The organism is Halorubrum sp. Hd13 (assembly GCF_002252755.1).
Classification (GTDB): Archaea; Halobacteriota; Halobacteria; order Halobacteriales; family Haloferacaceae; genus Halorubrum.
Genome location: NZ_NHOY01000069.1, coordinates 1 through 22,647, shown reverse-complemented (window position 1 = coordinate 22,647; position 22,647 = coordinate 1). Strand labels below are relative to the sequence as shown.

21 protein-coding genes are annotated in these 22,647 nt (G+C 69.4%); 6 read left to right on the top strand and 15 right to left on the bottom strand.

Going from position 1 to position 22,647, the window contains the following annotated elements; genetic code table 11:
• Nucleotides 1–47 precede the first annotated feature (47 nt).
• The 5 genes from DJ81_RS09210 to DJ81_RS09190 form a co-directional block, all read right to left on the bottom strand.
• Entirely contained in the window at nt 48–1,034 is a 987-nt protein-coding gene (locus DJ81_RS09210; protein WP_094525437.1) for an alpha-ketoacid dehydrogenase subunit beta, read from the bottom strand.
• Nucleotides 1,035–2,138 carry a pyruvate dehydrogenase (acetyl-transferring) E1 component subunit alpha gene (pdhA, locus tag DJ81_RS09205; RefSeq protein WP_094525471.1) on the bottom strand — a complete coding sequence of 368 codons (1,104 nt, stop codon included), beginning with the start codon at nt 2,136–2,138 and terminating at the stop codon, nt 1,035–1,037.
• Between the two features lie 335 nt (nt 2,139–2,473).
• Complete coding sequence (locus tag DJ81_RS09200; protein WP_094527661.1) at nt 2,474–2,896, bottom strand: CopG family transcriptional regulator; 423 nt, start codon at nt 2,894–2,896, stop codon at nt 2,474–2,476.
• Between the two features lie 126 nt (nt 2,897–3,022).
• Entirely contained in the window at nt 3,023–3,685 is a 663-nt protein-coding gene (locus DJ81_RS09195; protein ID WP_094525435.1) for an RPA family protein, read from the bottom strand.
• Nucleotide 3,686: 1 nt separating this feature from the next.
• On the bottom strand, nt 3,687–4,613 hold the full coding sequence (locus DJ81_RS09190) for a replication factor A (RefSeq protein WP_094527662.1): 927 nt from the start codon (nt 4,611–4,613) through the stop codon (nt 3,687–3,689).
• A 725-nt stretch (nt 4,614–5,338) separates the two neighbouring features.
• Between DJ81_RS09190 and DJ81_RS09185 the strand changes: the two genes are divergently transcribed.
• The 4 genes from DJ81_RS09185 to DJ81_RS09170 all read left to right on the top strand — a co-directional run bounded on the left by DJ81_RS09185 (nt 5,339) and on the right by DJ81_RS09170 (nt 9,759).
• On the top strand, nt 5,339–5,641 hold the full coding sequence (locus DJ81_RS09185; protein ID WP_094525433.1) for a hypothetical protein: 303 nt from the start codon (nt 5,339–5,341) through the stop codon (nt 5,639–5,641).
• 85 nt (nt 5,642–5,726) lie between these two features.
• Nucleotides 5,727–6,917 carry a hypothetical protein gene (locus DJ81_RS09180; RefSeq protein WP_094525432.1) on the top strand — a complete coding sequence of 397 codons (1,191 nt, stop codon included), beginning with the start codon at nt 5,727–5,729 and terminating at the stop codon, nt 6,915–6,917.
• Nucleotides 6,918–7,039: 122 nt separating this feature from the next.
• Nucleotides 7,040–8,923, top strand: coding sequence for an ABC transporter substrate-binding protein (locus DJ81_RS09175; RefSeq protein WP_094527664.1), 1,884 nt, complete (start codon nt 7,040–7,042; stop codon nt 8,921–8,923).
• Nucleotides 8,920–9,759 (top strand): phosphatase PAP2 family protein, encoded by an 840-nt coding sequence (locus DJ81_RS09170; RefSeq protein WP_094527665.1) that lies wholly within the window; start codon nt 8,920–8,922, stop codon nt 9,757–9,759. The genes DJ81_RS09175 and DJ81_RS09170 overlap by 4 nt, the downstream gene beginning before the upstream one ends.
• A gap of 1 nt (nt 9,760) precedes the next feature.
• Here DJ81_RS09170 and DJ81_RS09165 read toward each other — a convergent pair whose 3' ends face one another.
• Entirely contained in the window at nt 9,761–10,432 is a 672-nt protein-coding gene (locus DJ81_RS09165) for a DsbA family protein (RefSeq protein WP_094589402.1), read from the bottom strand.
• An 85-nt stretch (nt 10,433–10,517) separates the two neighbouring features.
• On the opposite strand from DJ81_RS09165, the gene thiD reads away from it, so the two are divergent.
• Nucleotides 10,518–11,405, top strand: a complete 888-nt coding sequence (gene thiD / locus DJ81_RS09160) for a bifunctional hydroxymethylpyrimidine kinase/phosphomethylpyrimidine kinase (RefSeq protein WP_094589400.1) — start codon at nt 10,518–10,520, stop codon at nt 11,403–11,405.
• A gap of 34 nt (nt 11,406–11,439) precedes the next feature.
• On the opposite strand, the gene DJ81_RS09155 is transcribed toward thiD, so the two are convergent.
• The 9 genes from DJ81_RS09155 to DJ81_RS09120 form a co-directional block, all read right to left on the bottom strand.
• Complete coding sequence (locus DJ81_RS09155; RefSeq protein ID WP_094525427.1) at nt 11,440–12,237, bottom strand: ZIP family metal transporter; 798 nt, start codon at nt 12,235–12,237, stop codon at nt 11,440–11,442.
• A 67-nt stretch (nt 12,238–12,304) separates the two neighbouring features.
• Nucleotides 12,305–12,463: a hypothetical protein gene (locus tag DJ81_RS19190; RefSeq protein WP_158217299.1), complete on the bottom strand. Its 159-nt coding sequence runs from the start codon at nt 12,461–12,463 to the stop codon at nt 12,305–12,307.
• Between the two features lie 2 nt (nt 12,464–12,465).
• Nucleotides 12,466–13,050: a hypothetical protein gene (locus DJ81_RS09150; RefSeq protein ID WP_094527668.1), complete on the bottom strand. Its 585-nt coding sequence runs from the start codon at nt 13,048–13,050 to the stop codon at nt 12,466–12,468.
• Nucleotides 13,050–14,213, bottom strand: coding sequence for a signal peptidase I (locus DJ81_RS09145; protein ID WP_094589398.1), 1,164 nt, complete (start codon nt 14,211–14,213; stop codon nt 13,050–13,052). Before DJ81_RS09145 ends, DJ81_RS09150 begins: the two co-directional genes overlap by 1 nt.
• Nucleotides 14,213–15,664 (bottom strand): SipW-dependent-type signal peptide-containing protein, encoded by a 1,452-nt coding sequence (locus tag DJ81_RS09140; RefSeq protein WP_094589396.1) that lies wholly within the window; start codon nt 15,662–15,664, stop codon nt 14,213–14,215. Before DJ81_RS09140 ends, DJ81_RS09145 begins: the two co-directional genes overlap by 1 nt.
• Nucleotides 15,661–16,446 carry a hypothetical protein gene (locus DJ81_RS09135; RefSeq protein WP_094527671.1) on the bottom strand — a complete coding sequence of 262 codons (786 nt, stop codon included), beginning with the start codon at nt 16,444–16,446 and terminating at the stop codon, nt 15,661–15,663. The genes DJ81_RS09140 and DJ81_RS09135 overlap by 4 nt, the downstream gene beginning before the upstream one ends.
• A 178-nt stretch (nt 16,447–16,624) precedes the next feature.
• On the bottom strand, nt 16,625–18,352 hold the full coding sequence (locus DJ81_RS09130) for a SipW-dependent-type signal peptide and vWA domain-containing protein (RefSeq protein WP_094589394.1): 1,728 nt from the start codon (nt 18,350–18,352) through the stop codon (nt 16,625–16,627).
• Between the two features lie 116 nt (nt 18,353–18,468).
• Nucleotides 18,469–19,824 carry a SipW-dependent-type signal peptide-containing protein gene (locus DJ81_RS09125; RefSeq protein ID WP_094527673.1) on the bottom strand — a complete coding sequence of 452 codons (1,356 nt, stop codon included), beginning with the start codon at nt 19,822–19,824 and terminating at the stop codon, nt 18,469–18,471.
• A 129-nt stretch (nt 19,825–19,953) separates the two neighbouring features.
• Complete coding sequence (locus DJ81_RS09120) at nt 19,954–21,420, bottom strand: VWA domain-containing protein (protein ID WP_094527674.1); 1,467 nt, start codon at nt 21,418–21,420, stop codon at nt 19,954–19,956.
• A gap of 454 nt (nt 21,421–21,874) precedes the next feature.
• On the opposite strand from DJ81_RS09120, the gene DJ81_RS09115 reads away from it, so the two are divergent.
• Nucleotides 21,875–22,435 (top strand): hypothetical protein, encoded by a 561-nt coding sequence (locus tag DJ81_RS09115; protein WP_094589392.1) that lies wholly within the window; start codon nt 21,875–21,877, stop codon nt 22,433–22,435.
• Nucleotides 22,436–22,647 lie beyond the last annotated feature (212 nt).

Genomic DNA, 22,647 nt, shown 5'->3' with positions numbered 1-22,647 from the left:
CGTCGACCTCCGGGACTGTCATGTGGTGGATCTCCGCGGGAGCCATCTTAAAACTCGACCGCCTCCAGAATGCCGTCCTCGATCCGCGCCGCGGTCGGGAGGTAGTAGTCCTCCAGCGCGTACAGCGGGTAGGGCACGTCGAATCCGGTGACGCGCTTCACGGGCGCCTCCTGGTACAACAGCGCCTCCTCCTGGATGATCGCCGTGATCTCGCCGGCGAGCCCGCCCGTCTTCGGCGCCTCGTGGACGACGGCCGCGCGACCGGTGCGCTCGAACGCGTCGACGATCGCCTCGCGGTCCAGCGGAGAGACGGTGCGGAGGTCGACGACCTCGCACTCGATCCCCTCCTCGGCGAGGCTCTCGGCGGCCTCCAGCGTCGGACGCGTCATGGCGCCGTAGGTGAACACCGCCACGTCGTCGCCCTCGCGGCGGGTCGCGGCCTCGCCGAGGGGCACCGTGTACGGCTCCTCGGGCACCTCGTCGCGGAAGGCGCGGTAGATGAGCTTCGGTTCGAGGAAGACGACCGGGTCGGGATCGCGGATCGACGCCGCGAGCAGCCCCTTCGCGTCGTACGGCGTCGAGGGGATGGCGACCTTGAGGCCGGCCTCGTGGGCGTAGAACGCCTCCTTCGACTCCGAGTGGTGCTCCGGCGCGCGGATCCCCCCGCCGTAGGGGGCGCGCAGGGTCATCGGGAGGGTGAACCGGCCCCGGCTCCGGGCGCGGAACCGCGCCATGTGGGAGACGATCTGGTCGAAGCCGGGGTACATGAACCCCGAGAACTGGATCTCCGGGACCGGGCGGAGCCCCATCGCGGCCATGCCGACCGCGCAGCCGACGATGCCCGACTCCGCCAGCGGGGTGTCGACGACGCGGTCGCCGCCGAACTCGTCGTAGAGGCCCTCGGTCGCCCGGAAGACGCCGCCGTTCTTCCCGACGTCCTGCCCGAGCACGAGGACGTCGTCGTCCTCGCGCATCTCGCTGTACAACCCGTCACGTACCGCCTGTACGACGGTGAGGTTCTGTGTGTCGCTCATTTACTCCTCCAGGAACGCTTCGTCGCCGCGCGTCTCCCGCAACGCCGCGAACTCCTCGTACTGCCGCTCCAGCTCGGGCGGGAGCTCCGCGTACGCGTGCTCGAACAGCTCGCTCGGGTCCGGCCGCGCGGCCGCCTCCGCCGCGTCGATCGCGTCGGCGACGCGCTCCTCGATCGCGGCCTCGATCTCCGCGACCCGCTCGTCGTCGAGGATCCCCTCCGAGCGGAGGTACGCCTCCAGCCGCGGGATCGGGTCCTTCGCCTTCCAGCGCTCGACCTCGTCGTCGTCGCGGTAGACGGTGGGGTCGTCGGCGGTCGTGTGCGCGCCGAACCGGTACTGCACCGCCTCGATCAGCGTCGGGCGCGGCCGGTCCGTCTCCGGGTCGCGCGCCTTCTCCAGTGCGGCCGTCGTGACGCCGTACACCGCCAGCGGGTCCATCCCGTCGACCTGCACGCCGTCGATCCCGTACGCCTCCGCCTTCTGCGCCAGCGTCGCGCTCCGGGTCTGCCGCTCGCGGGGCACGGAGATCGCCCACTGGTTGTTGTTACAGAAGAAGACGGTCGGCGTGTCGAACACGCCGGCGAAGTTGACGCCCTCGTGGAAGTCGCCCTCGCTGGTCGCGCCGTCGCCGAAGTAACAGAGGAAGGCCTCGTCGCTCCCGCGGAGCTTCGCGGCCCACGCCGCGCCCGTGGCGTGGGGCACCTGCGACGCGATGGGGACGGCGACCGGGAAGACGTTGACGTCCGCCGGCGCCTTGTTGCCGGACTCGTGGCCCATCCAGTAGAGGAGGGTCTGTTTCAGCGGGAGCCCGTGGACCAGGGCCGCGCCGTGCTCGCGGTACGAGGGAACGATCCAGTCGTCTTCGGCGAGCGCCGTCGCGGAACCGATCTGAGCCCCCTCTTGTCCCGACAGCGGCGGGTACGTCCCCATCCGCCCCTGTCGCTGGAGGCTCACCGCCCGGCCGTCGAAGTGACGCGCGAGCCGCATGTGCCGGTACATCTCGACGAGTTCCCCGTCGTCGAGATCGGGGACGTCGCCGACGACCTCGCCGTCCTCGTCGATCACGCGGACCGGGTCGTCGTACGCCCTGTCGAATACGCTCACCGTGGAACCCACCTGTTCATGTCAGAACGGTTCGCCGCCCGGGTAATATCGTTTTCGTACATAGTTTATTATAATCAGAAATCGGTGGGCGCGCTGAGAAACTGTCCATCAGATTCCCAGAGAACCGGACGTTTTTGAACAAATCTCGTCAGGGGCGGCAATATTTTCGTCGACTCGGCGGTTTCCACGAACAGTAACGGACAAACGGGAAGGTTTTCCGAGAGATCGACGCCGCGGCTCGGCGGGATCGATCGGAGCGGAACCGGCGGCCGGAGGCGACGCCGCGGCTCGGCGGGATCGGTCGGGGCGAAGACGGCGGCCGTCGGGGCGGCAGATCACCCGAGCCGGAAGGAGGGTTCGTCGCGCTCGCCGCGGTCGTCGCGCTCGCCGTCGAGGTCCTCTAGGTGGATCACGTCCTCCCCGTCGTCGTCGAGCTGCTCGCGGAGGTGATTGACGTACCGCTTGTACTCGTCCAGCTGTTCGCGGAGGTGGTCGGCCTCCAGCTCCAGCCGCTCGTGCTCGCGGATGAAGCTCTTCGGGACCTCGACGCGCGGGGGGAACGACTCGCCGGGCTCGCCCGCGCTCTTGAGCTCCGCCTCCGGGACGGCGCGGACCTGTCCGTCGTGGGCAACGAGCGTGTCCACGTAGTCCCGGAACACCGCCGACAGCGAGATGTCCCGCTCCTCGGCGATGTCTCGGAGCGCCTCGAACGCGTCCTCGTTGACGCGGAACGAGATCGTCTTGTTCTTGTTGCCCATTGCCGGAACGGTGGTCGCGCTATCTACTTAAGCGTTTGTCAGACGGTGCCACGAAAAGGGGGAAATAGCGGGCGTTACGGACCTAAAGCGCCCGATCGGTCCGTCTGGGCGGTCGGCCGCCGCCGGTCAGGGCTCCGGCGTTCCGGCCGGATCCGTCGCGTCGCCGGCGGTGTCGCCGTCGGCGCGGTCCTCGTCCGCGGCGTCGCCGGCGAGTTCGTCGCCCTCGTCGAGGTCCTCCAGCGCCGACAGCGCGGCGGCCTTGTACGTCTGGGGGTCGAGGTCGTACTCCTCGCGGGCCATCCGCGCGTACTCGTTCCCGTCGTCGTCGAACGCGGCGACGCGCTCGATCGTCCGCGTGGCCGTCTCGGCGACCCAGCGGTCGCGGGTGGCGGCGTCGACCTCGGTGATCGACTCGGGGCGGACGGAGACCCGGACGGTGCCGTCGTCGGTCTCGTACGTCCGGGGTTTCCCCACGACTGCGACGTAGGCGGGCGGCTCCAGGTCGCGGAGCTTGGAGGCGGCCTCGGGCTGGTACTGGCCGGCGTACACGAAGAACGTGCCCGTCGGATCGACGATGCGGCCGCGCCAGTACTCGCTGTCCTCGCCGACGTCCTCCTTCTCGGTGAGGGTGCCGACGAAGAACACGCGGTTCGAGGACTCGCCCGTCGGGAGGAGCGCGTAGACGGGGGCGCGCTCGTCGTCGGACTCGGTGAACGTGTAGCCGGCGTCGTTGAACTCGCTCGCGAACACGCGCCGGGCGACCTCTCGGGTGGGTGCGGATTGACTCATGTTAGATCGACCTCGCTTCGATCAGCGCGCTCTCGACGTCCACGGCACCGGGGTCCTCCATCTCGTCGACCAGGACGTACCGGCCGAAGGTGGGGCCGGTGACGCGGTAGTACCGTCCGAGCACGTCGTCGGCCATCTCCTCGGCGACGACAGTCGTGTCGAGCGCGTCCATCGCCATGTCCTTGGCCTCCTCGAGTCCCATGCCGGTGAGCTTCTCGGTGGCCTCGCGGTCGAAGATGACCTCGGTGACGGTCTCGCCGTCGTCGAGGACGCCCTTGATCCGGAGGTCGAACTCGCCCTCGACCTGGCCGTGCTCGGAGCACCGGCCGTTCTGGAGGACGCGCGTGCAGTCGTCCTCGGGACAGCGCTTGATCAGCCCGGAGCCGGACTGGATGTCGACCAAGGCGCCCTCGACGGTGTCGGCGTTGTCGCCGACCTCGATCTCCTCGTCGATCTCGGTGATTTGAGTCGTCCGGTTGAGCTTCACCGAGTAGCTGCCCTCGTACTCGTCGGTGACGACGTTCGAGAGCTCGTACGCCTGCCCCTCCGTCAGCTCGGGCAGGTCGGAGGTCTCGAAGGCGACGAACTTGATCGTGCCCGACTCGTCGCCGAGGAGCCCGACCTGCGAGATCGAGTCGCTGCGGGGCTCCCAGAGGTCGACGAGCGTCACGCGCAGGTCGACCCACTGCTCGTCCTCGTCGATCTCGTCGACCAAGACGGACTCGCTGCCGCCGCGGCCGAGCTCGTCGCGCTCCATCCCGGCGTCTTCGAGGTAGCTGTTGGTGACGCTCCGGCGCGCCTCGTCGAGGGGGACGCGGTACTCGTTGACGAGGTTCTCCAGCCGCTCCTCGACCTCGTCGGCGTCCACGTCTAAGTGGTCCGAGAACTGTTCCGCTATCGCTTCCGCTTCCTGTCGCAGTTCGCTCATGGGGTGTCTCCGCCTCCGGTCTTGTTTCAATGGGAGGCGTACGGCGATTGGTTCCTCACGGTATTAAAAATCCCGCAACCACGGTGAAAGTGGTCGTCTCCGACGCGCTGACGGGCCGCTTCCGGCGGTTTCGCGGTTTCGACGGCCGGCCGCGTCAGACGCCCGTACGCCACGCGCGGGCTTCGTTTCGAGTGGAACGATACCGCGTGAAGCGTCCGCACGTATCAGGGTCGAATGAAAATAAACGATGGCGGTGGCGCGCCGGTGAGCGCCCGTGAGGGCGCGAACCGAGCGCGAGGGAGTCAGTCGCCGTCGCTTCGCTCCGGCGACTGACGAGGCTGGGGAGGCGCGAGGCTGCGGTGCGGTTGCGGTGCGGGGCGGGACTCAAAGGGGCAGCCGTGAGGTGCGCGGAGGCGTTCACGAGAGCTCCGCTCTCGTGAGCCAATCAGAACGCGGAGCGTTCTGATGACGACGCAAGCACCGCAGGAACGAGCGGAGCGAGTGACGAGGAGCGCAGCGAGCGTGCGTGCACCTCACGGCTGGGGCTTCGGACGTGTTCGCTCTAGATCTACAGTCGATTATTTATAAGCGGGAGACTGGGACTTCTAAGGAGTCCACCGCGACGGCGACGATTTACGAACCCCTCACGACGGGTCCGCCGCCCGCGGACCGATCAACCTCGCATTCGCCAACGGACCTATATCCGACGCGCCGGTACGGTCCCTATGGACGACCGACTCGAACGCGTCATCCGCCAGCAGCTCCGCAAGGCGGGCAAGCAGTTCGAGGAGGCGCGGCGGGCGTACACCGAGGGAAAGGACGACCCCGACGACGACACCGCGGGGGCGGAGCGGTACGACCTCCCGACCGACGAGGACGGACGGGCGCGGATCGTCTGTCGGCGGCACGCCGAGCGGCGGGCGGTCGCCGTCGACGCCGAGGGGCGCCCCTCGTGTTTCGACGCGGGCCACCCCGACTGCGAGGGCTGCGCGGAGGACGTGCGCGACGGCTTCGTCGAGACCTGGTGAGGCCGGTCGCGGCCGGTGCGAGGGAGGGCGAACCGCGCCGGCCCCCACCCGAAGGCGTTTTTATGCGGACGCCCTCGAAGCGGCCATGAAGCGAGCGACGGTGGTCGTCGGACTCCTCGTCGTCGTCGCGGTCGGGTTGGCGCTCTCCGGCGCCTTCGCCGGACCGCCCGCGGGGGAACCGTCGGCGACGGTCCCGGAGGAGTCGCTCATCGCGGTCGACGGCGACTACCGGCTGTGGCCGTACACGAGCCGGAGCGCGTCGGTCGAGGGGCGGACGCTCGCGATCAACGTCGTGGTGCACGCCGACGCGGAGACGACGCGCGCGGCGATCGAGGGGGGAACCGAGGCCGACTGGGAGGAGACCGAGGGGATCGAGTCGGAGACGACCGCCGACGCCGAGCGGGTGCGGGCGTTCGTCGAGCGCGACTGGGCCGACGCCCGCAGCTCGACGCGGTACGGCTACGTCGAGGGACCCGCCGGCGGGGTCTGGCTGACGGAGACGTTCGAGCTCCACGACGGGGCGTACCTCGGCGTTCGCGACCACGTTCGGGCGTACGAGTCCCCGGACGGTGAGTACACCGCGATACAGGCCCACGAGGAGTACTACGACTGGTTCCGGCTCCGCCACACGGTCCCCGGGATCGACGACCCGGCGGTCCGGCTGGAAGACGAGTTCATCCACGGGCGGGTCGACGCCGAGGTGCGCCGGGAGCACCGCGGGATCGAGGGCGGGTGGAGCGACGGCTGGCTGTCGGTGATCGAGCTGGCGTCACTCGTGACCGTCGCGGGCGCACTGCTCGGGCGCCGGACCCGGGCGGCGGCCGTCGACCTCGCGCGGCGGGCCCGACGGGAGGCGACGAAACACGCCGACGCCGCGGTGCTCGGGGCCGCTCTCGGCGCCGTCGTCGTCGGCGTGCGGGCCGCCGGCGTCGGGCTGGAACTCGCGTATCCGAGCGTTCCCCCGAAGGCGATCGCCGGCCCGCTGTACCTCGTCCTCGCGGGCGGGGTGCCGGCGCTCGTAGTCGCGCGGTCGCGCGAGTGCGACCCGGCGGCGGTCGCGCTCGCCGTCGCCGCCGGGCTCGGGACCGGGTTCGTGCTCGACTTCGCCGCGCTCGGCGTCGCGGTGCCGCCCGCCCTCGTCGTCCACCGGATCGCGCTGCTTGCGGCGGTCGGGGTGGTCGCCGTCGGGCGCGCGGCGGACGATCGACCCGTCCTCGTCGCGGGCCTCCTCGCGTGGGCGGTCGGACTGGCGCTCCCGCTCGCGGACGTGATCTGAAGCGATCGAGGTCTGAAGCGATCGAGGCCGAAATCGGGGCTGACTCCCCGAATCGGCCGGTCGGTGCGGTACGAGGCCACCACAGAAGAGATATAGGCGGGCGACGAAAGAGTGAGGGACGAATGAACCGCCACGTCAGCCGGCGGGAGGCGCTCGCGGGGATCGGTCTGGGGGCTCTGAGCGCCGGCTGTCTCGGTCGAACCCGCAACATCGCGGGGCGCAACAGGCCCTCCCAGCTCACGCTGCAGATCGACACGGCGCCGGCCGACAGGGACCCGAACGCGATCCGGATCGCCAGGCACCTCGCCGAGAACCTGAACGCCGTGGGGGTCGACGCCCGGATCAACACCCTGAGCCGGACCGACCTCTGGCGGAAGGTACTCATCAACCAGGGCTTCGACGTCTACGTCGGGCAGTTCCTGGAGTCGGAGCCGTTCGACCCGGACGCGATGTACGCGTTCACCCATTCGCGGTTCGTCGCCGAGGCCGGCCGCCAGAACCCGTTCGGATTTACCGACATCAACGGCGTCGACGACCAGCTCGAACGCCAGCGACGGGTCGAAGGGCGGGAGCGACGCGACGCGGTGGCCGAGCTCCAGCGCTCGCTCTGCGAGCTGCAGCCGTTCACCGTCGTCGCGTTTCCGGACCCGCTCAGCGCGGTCCGCGAGGATCGGTTCGAGGGGTGGACGAACCGACAGCCGCTGTCGCCCGGCGCGCTCCTGCGACTGGACCGCGCGGAGACGACGGACGGAACGGCTGACGACGGCGACGCCGGGACCGCCGAGAACGCCACCGCGGAGGAGGAGACCGCGGACGAGGAGACCGCCGACGGCGACGCCGTCCTTCGGCTCGTCACGACCGACGATCAGATCACGGAGAACTGGAACCCGATCGCGGCCGAGTACCGACGCGACGGGACCTTCACGTCGCTGCTGTACGACCAACTCGCGCTCGTCGACCGCGGGGAGGTCATCCCCTGGCTCGCGTCGGGCTGGGAACGGGTCGACGAGGAGACGGTCGTCGTCGACCTCCGAGACGCCCGGTGGCACGACGGCGAGCCGGTGACCGCGGGCGACGTGGCGTTCACCTACGAGTTCCTCCGCGACACCTCGATGGGGTCCCTCGATACGGAGGTTCCGACGCCGCGGTTCCGCGGCCGGAGCTCGGTCGTCCGGTCGGCGACGGTCGTCGGCGACGGGCGGGTCGAGCTCGCGATCGACGACGTGAACGACGCGGTCGCGGTCCGGGCGCTCCAGGTCCCGATCCTGCCGGAACACGTCTGGTCGGAGCGGACCGACGTCGCGACGATCGCCGGCTTCGAGTTCGACGTGGAGACGACCGAGGCGGTGGTGTCGAACAACGGGGACCCGGTCGGGAGCGGGCCGATACGGTTCGCCGAGGCGACGGCGGAGGAATCGGTCGTCTTCGATCGGAACCCGGACCACTTCCTCGCCCGCGCGGACTCGACGCGGGACGAGGCCGATCCCGCGGCGGGAGTCCCGGAGCGGTTCCGCGGGAAGCCGGCGTTCGAGCGCCTGCGGATCGAGGTGTCGCCGTCGGACATCGCCGCGGTGGCGGCGGTCGGCGACGGGCTCGCGGACGCGACCGTTTCGAACCTCGGCCCGGACGCGGTGCCTCGGATCGGGCGGGACGCCGACACGCGGCTCGTGACCGGGCTCTCCGGCGGGTTCTACCACGTGGGATACAACGCGCGGCGGGCACCCCTGTCGAACCCGCGCTTCCGGGCCGTGATCGCGTCGCTGATCGACAAGGAGACGCTGATCGACGAGGCGTTCGACGGGTACGCCCGACCGGCGGCGTCGCCGCTCGCGGCCTCCTCCGAGTGGGTGCCGACCGATCTCTCGTGGGACGACAGGGAGACGGATCCCGTGTACCCGTTCGTCGGGGAGTCGGGGTCTATCGACACCGACGAGGCGAAGGAGCTGTTCCGCGACGCGGGGTACCGGTTCGACGAGGGAGGACGCCTGCTGTCCAGGGGGGAATGACCTGGCTCGCGTCGGTCCTCGGCTCGCTCGCGCTGTGGGTGGGCGGCGGGATACTCGTCGCCGCGGCGGTAATAATCGGGCCGAGTCGAATCCGTGGGCTTCGGGACGACGTCGCGTCGCGCCTGTCGGACGCGCGGCGGGAGTTCGCCGCGCTCTGCGCGGTGCTGCTCGCGAGCGCGGTCGGCCGGAGCTCGCTCCAGACGGTCTCGGAGCTGTTCGGGCTGCGACTGACGGGACTGATCTACGCGGTCGAGGGGGACTTCGTCGAGTGGATACAGCAGACGTACGCCACGCCCGAGCTGACGATGTACTTCTCGTCGGTGTACGTGTACGGATACGCGTTCCTGCTCTCGTTCCCCTTCCTCGCGTACATCGCGCTTCCGCGGACGAAGACGCTGCGGCGGCTGCTCGTCGCGTACGCCCTCAACTACGCGATCGGGCTCGCGCTCTACACGGTCGTGTTCGCGCACGGCCCGCGGAATCTGGACGTCGGGACGTCGCTGCTTTTCACGTACAACCCCGAGTTCACGGCGCTGACGAGCGAGGTGAACGAGGCCGCGAACGTCTTTCCCTCGCTTCACACGTCGCTGTCGGTGACCGTCGCGGCGTTCGCCGTCATGACGCGCGATGAGTACCCGCTGTGGACGCCGGTCGCCGTGTGGATCTCGACGTCGGTGGTGATCGCGACGATGTACCTCGGGATACACTGGCTCACCGACGTGATCGGCGGGATCGCGCTCGCGCTCGGCTCCGTCTACCTCTCGTGCCGGATCGTCGGCGAGGAGGAGGAGGCCGACGGCGAGATCAGCGGCGACACCGCCGCCGTCGACGCGTAGCTCAGGCGCCCTCGACGAGCCGTTCGAGCTGTTCCGGCGGCACCGCGCCGCGGGCCGCGTGCCCGTCGAAGGCGAACGTCGGCACGCCGGTGATCCCCCGCTGCCGCGCCGCGTCGAACAGCTCGGTCACGCGCTCGCGGAGGTCGTCGTCGCCGAGCGCGACGTCGACGACCTCGGCGTCGAGCCCCTCGACGTCCGCCGCGATGTCGGCGAGCACCTCGCGGTCGCCGATGTCGCGCCCCGCCTGCCACAGCGCCGCGAACACCGCGTCGTCGAAGGCGGGCCACGCCTCGGGGGCGGTCTCTTTCACGTGCACGGAGACGAGCTGGGCGGGCAGCGAGTCGACGTCGGTCGCGATCTCCTGAGCCATGTCGACGCCGTACTGCTCCTGGAGCCGCCGGACGTTCTCGCGGGCCTGCGCGTAGTACTCGTCGCCCTTCCCGTCGTCGACCTCGTGGTCGACGGTGCCGTCGGGGTTCCGCTTGCCGGCACGGAGGTCGAACGGGTGCCAGTCGACCGCGAGCGGCTCCTCGCGCGTCTCCCGGTACTCGGCGAGCGACCGCCGCCCGAGGTAGCAGAACGGGCAGACGTAGTCGGAGTAGACGGTGATCGACTCGGTCGGGTCGTCGGCCGGATCGCCGCCGGCCGCGTCGTCGGAGTGAGCGTTCGACATACCCCCGGTTCGACGGCGAACGGCAAAGGGCGTTCGGCGGCGGCGATCGCCACGACTTAATATTACCAAGTGGTACAACCAGTATATGGCACGCGATCGCGACCCCGTCTCCCCGCCGGTCGCGCTGACGATCGCCGGCAGCGACGCCGGCGGCGGGGCGGGGATCCAGGCGGACCTGAAAGCGATGACGGCCCACGGCGTCTTCGGGACCGCGGTCGTGACGGCCACGACGGCGCAGAACACCCGGGGCGTCGAGGACGTCCACGCCGTTCCGGCCGACCACGTGGCGAGCCAGTACGACGCCGTGATCGAGGACTTCGACGTCGGCGCGGTGAAGACGGGGATGCTGGCCACGGCGCCGATCGTCGAGACCGCGGCCGGGCTGCTCGCCCGCTGTTCGGCCCCGGTCGTCGTCGACCCGGTGATGGTCGCGGCGACCGGCGACCGGCTGCTCTCGCCGGCCGCCGAGGAGGCCTACGAGGGGGTTATCGAGCGCGCGACGCTCGTCACCCCGAACGCCGACGAGGCGGCGGTCCTCGTCGACGAGCCGGTCGAGACGCCGGCGGACGCCGAGGCGGCCGGGCGGGAGCTCGTCGCCCGCGGGGCCGGCGCCGCGCTCGTGAAGGGCGGACACCTGAGCGGTGACGGCGATCGGGTCGTCGACACGCTCGTGATCGGCGGCCGAGGGGAGGGTGACGAGGCGGGCGACGGCGACGAGGCGGGCGACGACGACGAGGCGGGGACCGACCCGACCGTCGTCCGCATCGAGAACCCCCGCGTGGCGACCGACGCGACGCACGGCTCCGGCTGCGCGCTGTCGAGCGCGATCGCGGCCCGGCTGGCGCGCGGCGAACCCCTGCGCGGGGCCGTCGCGGACGCGGTCGACGAGATGGGAACGGCGATCCGCCGCGGCTACGACGTGGGCGACGGGCCGGGCGCGGTGAACCCGACGGCGTTCGACGACGGTCGGTGAGTCGAACGCGCCGTCGACGGTCGACCGGAGGCGCTCAGATGAAGTTGAGCGGGAGCATCAGCACGACGCCGAGCGCGATCCCGCCCGCGAGCACGGGCTTCCCGCCGCGGGGGAGCGCCGCGCCGGTCTCGAGCGCCTCCGGGATGAACTCGGTGGCGACGAGGTAGATCATCGCGCCGGCGGCGAAGCCGAAGCCGTACGGGAGGAACTCGCGGGCGTACCGGACGAACGCGAAGGCGAGGACCGCGCCGATCGGTTGCGGGAGGCTGGAGAACACCGACCACCAGACCATCTTCCACTTCGAGACGCCCATCGCCCGCAGCGGAATCGAGATCGCGGTCCCCTCGGGGACGTTGTGGATCGAGATCGCGACCGTCATGAACACGGCGAGCAGCGGCACGGCGAAGCCGAACAGCGAGGCCCCGCCCGCCAGCCCGAGGTCCGCGAACGAGACGCCGACGGCGACCCCCTCGGGGAAGCTGTGGACGGTCAGCACGCCGAGGATCAACACGAGCTTCTTGAAGTCCGCCTCCTCGTACTCTCGCGGGTCGATGTCGGCGTCCAACAGCACGTCGTGCGCGACGACGACCAGGACGACGCCCGCGGCCAGGCCGATCCCGATCTCGACCGGCGTCCCCTCGGCGAGCCCCTCCCGGACGAGCCCGAACAGCGACGCGGAGAGCATGATCCCCGAGGAGAACCCCCACAGCGCCACGTTCCCTCGGTCGCTGATCGAGTCGAAAAAGAAGAACGGCAGCGCGCCGATCCCGGTCGCGAGGGCCGTGATCAGCCCGGCGACGAAGACGAACGCGAACGCGTCGAGAGCGACCATGCGTTTGCGGAGAACTTCGTCAGTCCGGTACATAACCCCGCCGACGAAACCCGGAGTCCGGGAGCGTTCATCCGATACCGCGAACGAGACCGGCGAGCAGCAGGATCAGGAACAGCGCGAGGAACAACAGCAGCACCCCGAGCTTCGTCCCGGGCGGAGGCCGGCGAGCGCACGCCCCACCGCCGCGTTTCGGTTCGGACCCCCGCAGCCCGATCAGCGAACTCACGCTCACACCCCGGTCGGAGCGAACGCTGCGGCGTCAGAACCGGTCGTTTCAGACCCCTTCTCCGCAGGATCCGGAACGTTCCGCTTGAACGTCGGTTCGTCTCCCGTCGGCGCGGGCTCATCGTCCGTCTTCGGCTCGTCGTCCGTCTTCGGCTCGTCGTCCGGCGCGAGCTCATCGTCCGTCTTCGGCTCGTCGTCCGGCGCGAGCTCATCGTCCGGACCCGATTCGGTCTCGGGCAGCGCAGTTTCGTTGCCCGAATCCGAAACGTTCCCCGAGTTCGAGGAGGTCTCGTTGCCCGGCGGCACCGAGACGGTCTCGTGAGCCGACGCGTTCGCGTTCACCGAGTTCTCCGTCGAGTTGTCCACGGGCACGGTCGTGGTCGACCCGTTCTCCACCGAGAGCGCCGACGTCCCGAGATCGCCGTCCGGCGACGCTTCGATCGGGGCGAACTCCCCGACCGTTTCGAACGTCGTCGTCACGGTCGCGTTCGACGTGAGCACGGCGAGCGTGAGGCCGCCGCCGAAGGCGACTCCCCACACCAGCACCGCGACGGCGACGAGGCCGACGAGGCCGCGGTTCACGGCCATCAGTCCACCTCCCCGGCGCGGTCCGGCTGTGACGGTGGGGTCGTCGACGGCGACTGACGCGCCCCGGACCCGTCCGTCACTGCCACCGATCCCGACGGATCGACCGGGTCAGTCGTTCCGTCGTCGCCCTCCGCTCCGCGCTCGGCCCCCTCCGCTCCGCGCTCGGCCCCCTCCGCTCCGCTCTCGGCGCTCGCCACGTAGTCGTCATCCGCCCCGTCGTCCGCGGTATCGCCGCTCTCCGCGCGGTCGCTCGCCGTGTCGTCGTCCGCCGCCTCAGCGCTCGGTCGGTTCCGGTCGAGGACGCCGCTTGCCGGCACCCACGTCGCGAGCGCGCCGAGCAGCAGCGTCGCCGCCGCGACCGCGACCGCGATGGCCGCGGCGGTGCGGAGCTGGACCGCGACGTAGGTCGCGTACGGCGCGAACACCAGCAACACCGCCGCCGCCCCGCCGACCGCGTCGACGGAGACTCCCGTGGAACCGGTCGCGGCGGTCTCTGCGGGCGTCACGTCGGTTTCGGCGGTCTCGACGCCTGCCGCGTCGGTCCCGGCGGACGCCGCGGTGACGGGCGCCGCGGTCGCGTCCGCGTCGACGACTCCGTCGGCCGTCGCGTCAGGCGAGTCCGGCGCGTCCGACCCCCCGTCCGCCTCCTCGCGGCCGCGAACGATCGACCAGACCTCGGTGACCGCGAGCAGGCCGAACGGGAGCAGCACCAGCGCGACGAATCCGGCCTGCGTGCCCGCGAACTGGATCACGTACCCGATGTACGGGATCGTCAGCGCGACCACGCCGACGAGGTTCCCGGCGGGGACGAGCCCCGGGTCCGGCCCCTCGTTCGCGTCGCCCATCGTCTCGAAGGCGAGGGTCCCGCCCTCGCCGACGACGTCGATCACGCGGTGCGTCACCGGCACCTCGCTCGTGCCGCGCATGAACGTGATCACGTCGCCGTCGACGACCGTCGTCGGGTCGCGATCGGCGACGATCACCACGTCGCCCGGCGCGATGGCGGGCGTCATGCTCGCCGTGAGCACGACGAAGCTCTCGTCGGCGCCGACGATCTCGGGCGCGGCGTACACCGCGAACGGCGCGACGAGCGCGATCAGTAGGACGATCCCGAGTACGTTCGCCGCGCGTTTCGTCCGTGGTGATGTGAGTAGTTGTGTCATCAGTTCGCCTCCGTGCCGCATATCGGTCTCTCGTCAGTGGTCGTTCCGCCCGCGATCTCGAACTCGTCGTCGGGTCCGAACCGCATCCCGACCGCGAGCAGCTCCGAGCAGCTCACGTGGATCGGGGTCGTCGCTCCGCCCTCGACCCGTATCTCGACCTCCGGACCGAGTCTGTCCGTCTGGCCGCCGCCGTTTCCGTTGCCGTTGTTCCCGCTCCGAGTCACGTCGCTCCCGTCGAGGGTGAACACGTCCCCGTCGGCGACCGTGCCCTCGAAGAGCGTCCCGCCGGTGCCCCCCTTCGTCGAGACGACGGTGACCGACGGCTCGTCGTCGCCGCGGTAGCGGACGTCGAGCGTCGCGAGCGAGGCGTTCTCGTCGTCGCAGACGACGCAGTCGACCGTCTCGTCCTCGTCGGGGTCGTCGCCGTCGCCCGAATCGGAACAGACGAAGACGACGATGTTGCTGATCCCGTGTCGCTTGTCCTTGTCGGGTTTCAGGGGCGCGAACACGATCTTACCCGTCTCCGGAGACGCCGGGTCGATCTCGTAGGACTCGGTCTCTTGCCCGCCCTTGATCTCGACCTTGCACATGTCCGGTCGGGGGTTCCCGTCGGCGTCTTGGAGGGTGAACTCGACGCCGACCGTTTCGGCGTTGCCCCCCTCGTCTTTCGTCTCGACCGCGGTGATAGCGATCTCGTGACCGTCCGCGCCCGCGGGGAGTTCGATCAGCGAGAGCGTGTCCCCGACCGCGACCGGCGAGTCGCCGAATTCCGCCTTCCCGAACTCGTCGTCGCACGCGAGGCACTCGTTCTCCGACTCCTCACAGACCCGGTCGGCGAAGGGGTTCGACCCCGCCGCGTCCGCCTCGGAGACGTGGCGACACTGCTCGGCGTACAGCCGGAACGAGAGTGAAGTGTTTTGTCCAGACAGCGAATCCGGCGCGTCGACGGGGAGCTCCGCGAAGACCTCGACCTCGATCGGACTCTCGGGATCGAGACAGCCGGTGTCGATCCGTTCGCCGTCGACGAGTTCGGCAGCGACCGTGGCGAACGAGCGGAACCCGCCCGTGATCGAACTCCCGTCCACGCGGACGTCGACTTCGAGGGCGTCCGAAAGGTCGTCGTTGACCGTGGGACACTTCGCCGCGAGCCAGACCCTGGCGGGGTTCGTCCGAACTTCGACATTAAACGAGTCGGAGGCCCTCTTGTCCGGGCCGCGTCCAATTCCCGACACGTCGACCGCGAAGGTCCCGTCGGAGATCGCGGTGTCCACGACCAGCTCGACCTCGCCGGCGCCGAAGGCGTTGCCCGGGAACGTCTCGCGGTCCGAGAGGTACGCGCCGGTCCCGAGGCCGCTCGCCATCCCGACGGCGCCGACGCCGCCGATGCTCGCGAGGAGCCGGCGCCGGCTCAGGCGGCTCGGGCGCCGTCCCGCGTCGTTTCCGGGGGTCATAGTGGCCCCTCACTGGTGTCTCCGGTCGTCTCGTTCTGGTCGAAGGGGTTCCCCTCGGAGCCGCACTCGTCGGCGGCGAACCGCACGTCGAAGTCGACGGCACCGCCCTGTCCGGCGTTACCGTCCTCCCCGTCGAACTCCCAGGTGAAGGTCAGACAGCGGCGCTCCTCGGTCGTGAGACAACCGTTCCCGAGCAGCGTGGGATCGAGTTCGATCCCCGTCGCCACCGGGTCGGCGTTGAGTTCCGCGAGCGTGCCGGCGGCGATCAGCTCGCCGTAGCCGGCGAAGTCGCTCTCGGCGCCCGCGCACGCGCCGACCCCGAGGAGGCCGGTGTCGTACCGGACCTCCAGCCGGATGCGGTCGGCGAGCGCGCGGTCGACCGCGCTCACGTCGGGGCCGTCGAGGGCCGGGCCGATCTTCAGCCACACCCGGACGCCGTCGGGCGCTACGCCCGCGGGGTCCTCCAAGCGGAGGCCCACGCTCGCGGTCCCGGTGTCGTGGGGCAGGGCGTTGTCGACGTCGACGAGACGGATTCCGGCCGCCTCGACGTCGTCTTCGGCGTCCGTCGGGCTCGAATCGACGACCATCCCGTTCTCGGTCCGCCGCCAGCCGACGAGCAGGTCCCACGGCTGGTCGGTCTGCGCGTAGGTGTAGTCCGTATACTCACCCCAGCTGTCTGTTCCCGTTCGCCGTCCGGAGGCGGCCCCGAGGGTCGCGAAGCCGACGGCTCCGACGCCCGCGAGTGCCTCCCGCCGCGTGAGTTTCGATTCCTTTTGTGTCATTATTCGTCGTTGCGGCTCCGAACGGCCGTGTCGTCGATGGTTCTCCTACGCTGACCGCGCTGGTATGTATGCGCGCCCTACCCGGGCGGACCGACGGCCGTACCTGCGCGGTACGGGCCTCATACCGGTCTGATCGCATCGAAGCGAACGGCGGTCGTTCGTCCCGGCCGCGATCGGATCAGGCCGACTGGGGTCCCGCCCCGTCGTTGTGGCGCGCCTGCTCGGTGTAGAAGCCGAGGTCGAAGCCGAGCGTGTCGCCCTGGACCTCGTTGCCCACGTCGAACGGCAGTTCCCATTCGAGCGCGACGCAGTGCATCACGCCGTCGCCCGCGAACGGCTCGCGGTTTGCGTCGGCGGGGTCGTCGTCGAACTCGTCGTACGGCGTCGACCGGTTCCCGTCGAGCGGAATCCCGTCGCCGTCCTCGAGCGCGTCGAGCACGTCCGCGAGGGAGCCGTCCATGATGACCTTCTCCTGTCCGGTCTGCGCCGCGAGGTTCCCGAACACCGATGGGATGTTGAGCGGATCGCTGACGTCGTTGAAGAACGTCGGGTCGCCGCCCGACCCGCCGGCCGGACCCGCCATCGCCTGTAGCGTGGCGGCGCTGCCGTCGACGTTGATCGTGTAGACGTCGGTTTCGACTGAAGGCGGCGACGGGGGAATCTCTCCGCCCGGCCCTAAGCGCGCGCTGGTCGCAGCATCTTCCGGAGAGGCGAACGAAGAGCCACCGGAGCCGTTGAACGACTCACCGTCGGAGAGGACGATGTTGCGCTTTTCCGCGCCACTCCGGCCGCTGTCGGTGAGTTCTTCCTGCGCGACATCGACGCCTGCGCCAATGTACGTCCCGGTCGCGATGTTGCTCGCGTTGGAGAACGGGTCCGGATCCCCCTCGTTGACGTTCGGGTCGTTCGTCGGACCGCTCACGACGTTCGCGAGCTTCTGACGGAGCCCGGTGAGCGCCGCGTCAACGTCGTCGAGGTCGACCGTCAGAGGCTCAAGTAGTCCCACGCGCGGGTTCCCGTCGTTATCGCCGTCGAAGTACGCGACGCCGACCTGAACGTCCGAGCCCTGCGACTGGAGGTAGCTGACGAACTGGCGGGTGCCGAGCTCGACGAGGTCGATCTTCGTCGTCTCGGAGTAGGTGGTCCCGCCGACGGTGATGTCGTCGTCGCTGACGACGCCGCCGTACTGGTCGTACAGCATCGAGCCCGAGAAGTCGAGCGTGAGCATGATGTCGACCGGCTCCGCGCCGTCGTACACGTTGTCGCAGTCCTCGTCGTACCAGAGCGTCGCCTGGATGGCGTCGCCGAGGTCGCCGAGGTTATCGGGGTCGACGATTAGTTCGGGCTCGGTTTCGGTGCCGCCGTCGTCGCTGACGTTGCCCGCCTGCATCCAGATGTAACCGGGGTTGTCACAGAGGTGCAGCGAGAAGGTGATCTCGCCGGAGTCGCCGGGCTTCACGTCGGTGAGCTGGACGAGCTTGTCCATCTCCTCACCAGTGACGGGGTCGATGTTGAACTTCGCCTCCGACAGCGGCGGGATGTTCTCGCAGTCCAGAACGGGGATGTTCGCTCCGTTGCTGTCATCGTCGGTCTCGTCCGGGAAGTCGCTGTACCTGATCTGGCCGGCGTCGTTGTCGGCGGCGATCGACTGCTCGCCGTCGCCGTCGTGGTCGGGGTGCGCGCTGACGAAGTGGCGGCCCTCGCCGAAGTCGTACGTCTGCTGCCAGTCGACCAAGAGGTCGAGCTGGCCGGCGGTGAGCGTGTTGCCGTCGAACGACTCGGTGTCGTTGAAGTACGCCGTGGTGCCTAAGCCCGCGCCCGCCGACGCCAGCCCGACCGCGCCGAGGCCGGCGAGGATCGAGCGCCGCGAGAGTCCGATCGTGTCGATGTTGTCTTTATTTTCCATGAGTGTAATTCCCCGTAGGGAAGTCCCACCGGCGGAGTCGAACCGCCGTTCCGGCCGCCCGCGCGGGTCCGGTGTGGGTGATGGGGGAGCGCCCCCCCCCGCCGCGGCGCGTTCGCCTACGCGTCGATCACCTCGACGTACACCGCGGGGTTCTCGTCCGAGGCGCTCGGGTCGTTGTCCAGGCCCTCGAACGCCACGTCCGCGGTCAGTTCCCAGTCGGCGCTGGCGTCAACGTCCTCGATCAGCAGGGAGACGGTCTCTGCGCCGTCGGCTTCGACCGCGTCGGGGCCGCTCGGGGCGCTCCCGTTGACCCGGACGTTCGAGACGCTCGCGAGGTGGCTCGCGTCGTCGCCGCGCGCGACGATGGAGATCACGTCGCCGGCGGCGTTGCTGACGGCGTAGCTGACGTCAGCGGTGGTACCGTTCGCGATTTCGAGGGTCGCTTCGCCGGTGTCGGCGTCGTACGCGACCGTCAGCTCGCCGTCGAAGCTGCTGCCGCCGAAGTCGTAGTCAGCGGTGTCGGCGTTCGTGTTGTCGTCGCCCACGATCAGCTCGAAGGTGTTGGAGCCGCCGTTGCGCGCCTTGGAGGCCCACAGTACGTCGGCGTCATCGTAGTCTAACTTGCCGAAGCCCTCGACCTCGCGGGAGGTGATGCAGGGGTTGTGCGTCCCGTCGTTGTGACGCGACTGCACCGCGTAGAACTCGAAGTCAAACTCGACGGAGTCGCTCTGGATCTCGTTGCCGACCTCGAAGGGAACCTCCCACTCGAAGCAGACGCACTGCTCGGCGATCACCGGCTCGTTGTCGTCGTCGAAGGGCGCAGCCACGCCCTCGAACGCGGGGCGGTCCGCGATAGGCGCGTCCGCGTCTCCGTCGCCCGACAGCGGTACGCCGTTGTCGAGCGCGCTCATCACGTCCGCGAGCGAGCCGGAGACGATCTCCTCGCCATCATCCTCGTCGCCGTCGGTGCAGTACGAGACGGTCACCTGCATCGCGTCGGCGAGTTCGCCCACGTCAGTGCTTTCGTCGCCCGAATCCATCTCGGGCTCATTCTGCCCGTTCTCGTCGTTTGCGGTCACCTCGCCGCACATCCACATGTACGCGGGGTTGTCGACGATCGAGAAACAGAACTCGCCCTCACCGGAGTCGCCGGGTTTCAGGTCGGAGACCTGAATGCTCAGACCCTCGCCCTCCTGCGTGACGATTTCGCCGTCGTCAAGCTGCCCCACGACGTTGCCGTTGATGAAGCTTCCCGGGGGCGTCGAGTACTGCGCGTAACTGCCCTGATCCTCAGAGTAGTCGACGTGGACGAACAGGTCGAGCGAGCCGGCCGTCAGCGTGTTGCCGTTGAATGACTCCGTGTCGTTGAAGTACGCCGTGGTGCCGAGGCCCGCGCCAGCGGAGGCCACGCCCACCGCACCGAGTCCGACCAGCATCTTGCGCCGCGATAGTCCGATTTTGTCGTCGTTCATTGTGTATCATCCCCGAAGGGAACTCCCGGCGGCGGTCGCGAACCGCCGCGTCGGCCGCCCGAAGGCGCCGAACCGGGAACCGGGCGAGCGTCGCCCGGGGGAGCGGGTGTCCCGCTCGGAGTCGCGTGTCTACTGGGACACGTTTCCGGTGCTGGTGCTGTTCGCCTGCGTCCCGTTGAACGTCACCTGCGGGTCGCCGTTGTGCCGGAACTGCTCGGCGTAGAAGCCGAGGTCGAAGGCCACGGAGTCGGTCTGGACCTCGTTGCCGACCTCGGCCGGCAGGCACCACTCGAAGCCGATACATTGGGTGAGGCCGCCCTCGTAGGGCTGTCGACCCTCGACAGACCGGTTACCGTCGAGCGCGATTCCCGCTTCTAGCTCCGCCATCGCGTCCGCGAGCGAACCCTCGAAGATGATCTCCTCGCCGACCGTGATCGTCTCGGCGACCTGACCGAACACCTGCTCGATCGCGTCGTCGTCGGTGGCGAAGAACACGTAGTCCTCCGGCGGTACGCTGGCGAGGTCTTCGAGGTCATCGAAGCTCGCGTTGCCGACGCCGATCGCGTAGATATCGGTTCCGGCGTCTTTTGCGGCCTGGCCGTCGGTGTTGATATCGCCGTCGCCGAACACGACCATCACGCGTTCGTCGGGGGGGCAGTTCTCGAGTTCGGCCTGTCCTTCGTCCACGCCGGCTTGGGCGTTGGTACCGCCACCGTCGTTCAGTCCGTTAATCGCGTCTTCGACGGCGTCGAACTCGTCCGTCAGCGTCTGAACGGTGTCCGCGCTGCTGTCGAACTCGGTGACCCCAACTAAGTTGTCGGGGTTCGCGTCGAGGACTGTCTGTGCGAGCTGTATGGCACCGCTTTTGGTGTTGTCGAGGCGGCTGCCGCCCATCGACCCGGACGTGTCGATCACGAGCTGAACGCACACCGAATCTCCTGCTTCCTCGGCGTCGGCGTCCAGGACGTTGTTACAGTTCTCGTCGTACCACATCGTCACGTCGATGGCGTCGGCGAGTTGACCCTCGCCGTCGGAGTCGTCCGTATCCAGTCCCATCTCCGCGAGCGCCTCCAGCTCGGGCTCCGAGTACCCGTTCTGGGCGTTCTCGGTGAGCTCGCCGTTCATCCACACCCACGAGGGGTTGTCACAGATGTGGAGGCTGATCGTCACCTCGCCGCAGTCGCCGGGCTTCACGTCATCGAGGACGAAGACCGGAATCTCGTCGCCGTTGACCAGTCCCACGTCGGGCAGACAGAAGTCGCGCGTCTGGACTTCGTCCTCCCAAGCGTCAGGCTCGTCGATGCTCGGGGCCTCGCCGATGAGGTAGACCCCCTCTTCCTCCTCGACGACGTCGAAGTCCGGATACCAGCCGTTGATCTCGTCGATGCGCCCGGTCCCGCCCGCGTACGTTGCGCGGTAGTCCAGCTTCAGGTCGAGCTCGCCCGCGGTGAGCGTGTTGCCCTGGAACGTCTCCGTGTCGTTGAAGTACGCCGTGGTACCGAGTCCCGCGCCCGCGGAGGCCACGCCGACGGCCCCGAGGCCGGCGAGCAGCTTGCGCCGCGAGAGTCCGATTGTGTCGTTTGTGTCTTGGCTCATGCTTTCTCCCCCGACTCGCCCCCCGTCCGCGCTGGGCTGACCGAATCGGTTACTCTCCCCTCCGAGGGATACCCACCTAGTTACGCGCAGCCACGTCACCGTCGAACGATCTGTTCGATTCCGTGGAACGGTCGGTTCGCGCGGTCAAACGCCGCGTTCGATCGGCGGTTCGACGTCCCTACTCTGGGCAAAAACGGCGACATGAACCCCGTACTTCGACCGCGGCGGGCGGTACGGGACGCCTGCCGCACCGGACCCGAAGCCGAGGGCGATCGGAGCGAGGGCGCGGGGCTCGCGGGGACGCGGGCTATCGGTTTCGAGGGCCCGAATCCCGGGTCGAGGTACCACGAAACACGATCCGAATGCGGGTAGCGAGCGCATACATATCCCCTCAACGGAAGATGTAGTGCCAACGACCGATCTCCGTGCCGCGCGGAGCGTCGGACCCTCACTCATGAAACTCAGAACCGAAGTCCTTCCGGCGGAGCAGGTGTACGCCATCCTCGCGAACGAGCGCCGTCGGCGCGCCCTCGAACAGCTCGGGAGCGTCGGCGGCGTGGTGACGGTTCACGAGCTGTCGACGCTGGTGGCGGGCCGCGAGACGGGCGAGAGCCCGCCGCCGAAGCGGTGCCGCGAGAGCGTGTACACCTCGCTCGTCCAGACGCACCTGCCGAAGCTGGAGGAGCTGGGTGTGGTCGAGTACGACCGGGAGACGCAGACGATCGAGCTCTCGCGGCACGCGCGGGACGTGTCTCTGTACACGGAGATCGTCGCGAAAGGCGGCGTGACGTGGTCGGAGCTGTACCGCGCGCTCGGCGTCGCGTCGCTGACCGTCGTCCTCGCGGCGCTGCTCGGCGTCCCGCTCGTCTCCGCGGTCGACCCGGTCCTCTGGACGAGCCTCTCGCTCGGCGCGTTCGCCCTCACGGGCGCGTACCAGCTGTGGGTCAACCGCTTCTCCGTGCTCCGGCAGTTCCGGATCGGACGCAACGGCCTGCTGTCGCGGCGCCGGAGCTGAGACGAACGACGAATTCTGCGACCGTACCGATTCTATTTATAAACAAACGAACGCCGCGGTCGGCGCGCGCCGGCGAGCGGCCGCCCTCGGTGGCCGCGAGTCGCACACGCGAGGGAGTCGGTGGTCCGGAGCAACGCGGAGGACCACCGACGAGGCTGGGGAGGTGAGAGGTGCGGTGCTGTGTGGGTGGGGCTCAAAGGGGCAGCCGTGAG

Excerpts from the sequence above, each read along its gene's own strand:
- DJ81_RS09210 (WP_094525437.1), bottom strand. The coding sequence starts at position 1,034 with ATGAGCGACACACAGAACCTCACCGTCGTACAGGCGGTACGTGACGGG.
- DJ81_RS09200 (WP_094527661.1), bottom strand. The coding sequence starts at position 2,896 with ATGGGCAACAAGAACAAGACGATCTCGTTCCGCGTCAACGAGGACGCG.
- DJ81_RS09195 (WP_094525435.1), bottom strand. The coding sequence starts at position 3,685 with ATGAGTCAATCCGCACCCACCCGAGAGGTCGCCCGGCGCGTGTTCGCG.
- DJ81_RS09190 (WP_094527662.1), bottom strand. The coding sequence starts at position 4,613 with ATGAGCGAACTGCGACAGGAAGCGGAAGCGATAGCGGAACAGTTCTCG.
- DJ81_RS09185 (WP_094525433.1), top strand. The coding sequence starts at position 5,339 with ATGGACGACCGACTCGAACGCGTCATCCGCCAGCAGCTCCGCAAGGCG.
- DJ81_RS09180 (WP_094525432.1), top strand. The coding sequence starts at position 5,727 with ATGAAGCGAGCGACGGTGGTCGTCGGACTCCTCGTCGTCGTCGCGGTC.
- DJ81_RS09175 (WP_094527664.1), top strand. The coding sequence starts at position 7,040 with ATGAACCGCCACGTCAGCCGGCGGGAGGCGCTCGCGGGGATCGGTCTG.
- DJ81_RS09170 (WP_094527665.1), top strand. The coding sequence starts at position 8,920 with ATGACCTGGCTCGCGTCGGTCCTCGGCTCGCTCGCGCTGTGGGTGGGC.
- DJ81_RS09165 (WP_094589402.1), bottom strand. The coding sequence starts at position 10,432 with ATGTCGAACGCTCACTCCGACGACGCGGCCGGCGGCGATCCGGCCGAC.
- thiD (WP_094589400.1), top strand. The coding sequence starts at position 10,518 with ATGGCACGCGATCGCGACCCCGTCTCCCCGCCGGTCGCGCTGACGATC.
- DJ81_RS09155 (WP_094525427.1), bottom strand. The coding sequence starts at position 12,237 with ATGGTCGCTCTCGACGCGTTCGCGTTCGTCTTCGTCGCCGGGCTGATC.
- DJ81_RS09150 (WP_094527668.1), bottom strand. The coding sequence starts at position 13,050 with ATGGCCGTGAACCGCGGCCTCGTCGGCCTCGTCGCCGTCGCGGTGCTG.
- DJ81_RS09145 (WP_094589398.1), bottom strand. The coding sequence starts at position 14,213 with ATGACACAACTACTCACATCACCACGGACGAAACGCGCGGCGAACGTA.
- DJ81_RS09140 (WP_094589396.1), bottom strand. The coding sequence starts at position 15,664 with ATGACCCCCGGAAACGACGCGGGACGGCGCCCGAGCCGCCTGAGCCGG.
- DJ81_RS09135 (WP_094527671.1), bottom strand. The coding sequence starts at position 16,446 with ATGACACAAAAGGAATCGAAACTCACGCGGCGGGAGGCACTCGCGGGC.
- DJ81_RS09130 (WP_094589394.1), bottom strand. The coding sequence starts at position 18,352 with ATGGAAAATAAAGACAACATCGACACGATCGGACTCTCGCGGCGCTCG.
- DJ81_RS09125 (WP_094527673.1), bottom strand. The coding sequence starts at position 19,824 with ATGAACGACGACAAAATCGGACTATCGCGGCGCAAGATGCTGGTCGGA.
- DJ81_RS09120 (WP_094527674.1), bottom strand. The coding sequence starts at position 21,420 with ATGAGCCAAGACACAAACGACACAATCGGACTCTCGCGGCGCAAGCTG.
- DJ81_RS09115 (WP_094589392.1), top strand. The coding sequence starts at position 21,875 with ATGAAACTCAGAACCGAAGTCCTTCCGGCGGAGCAGGTGTACGCCATC.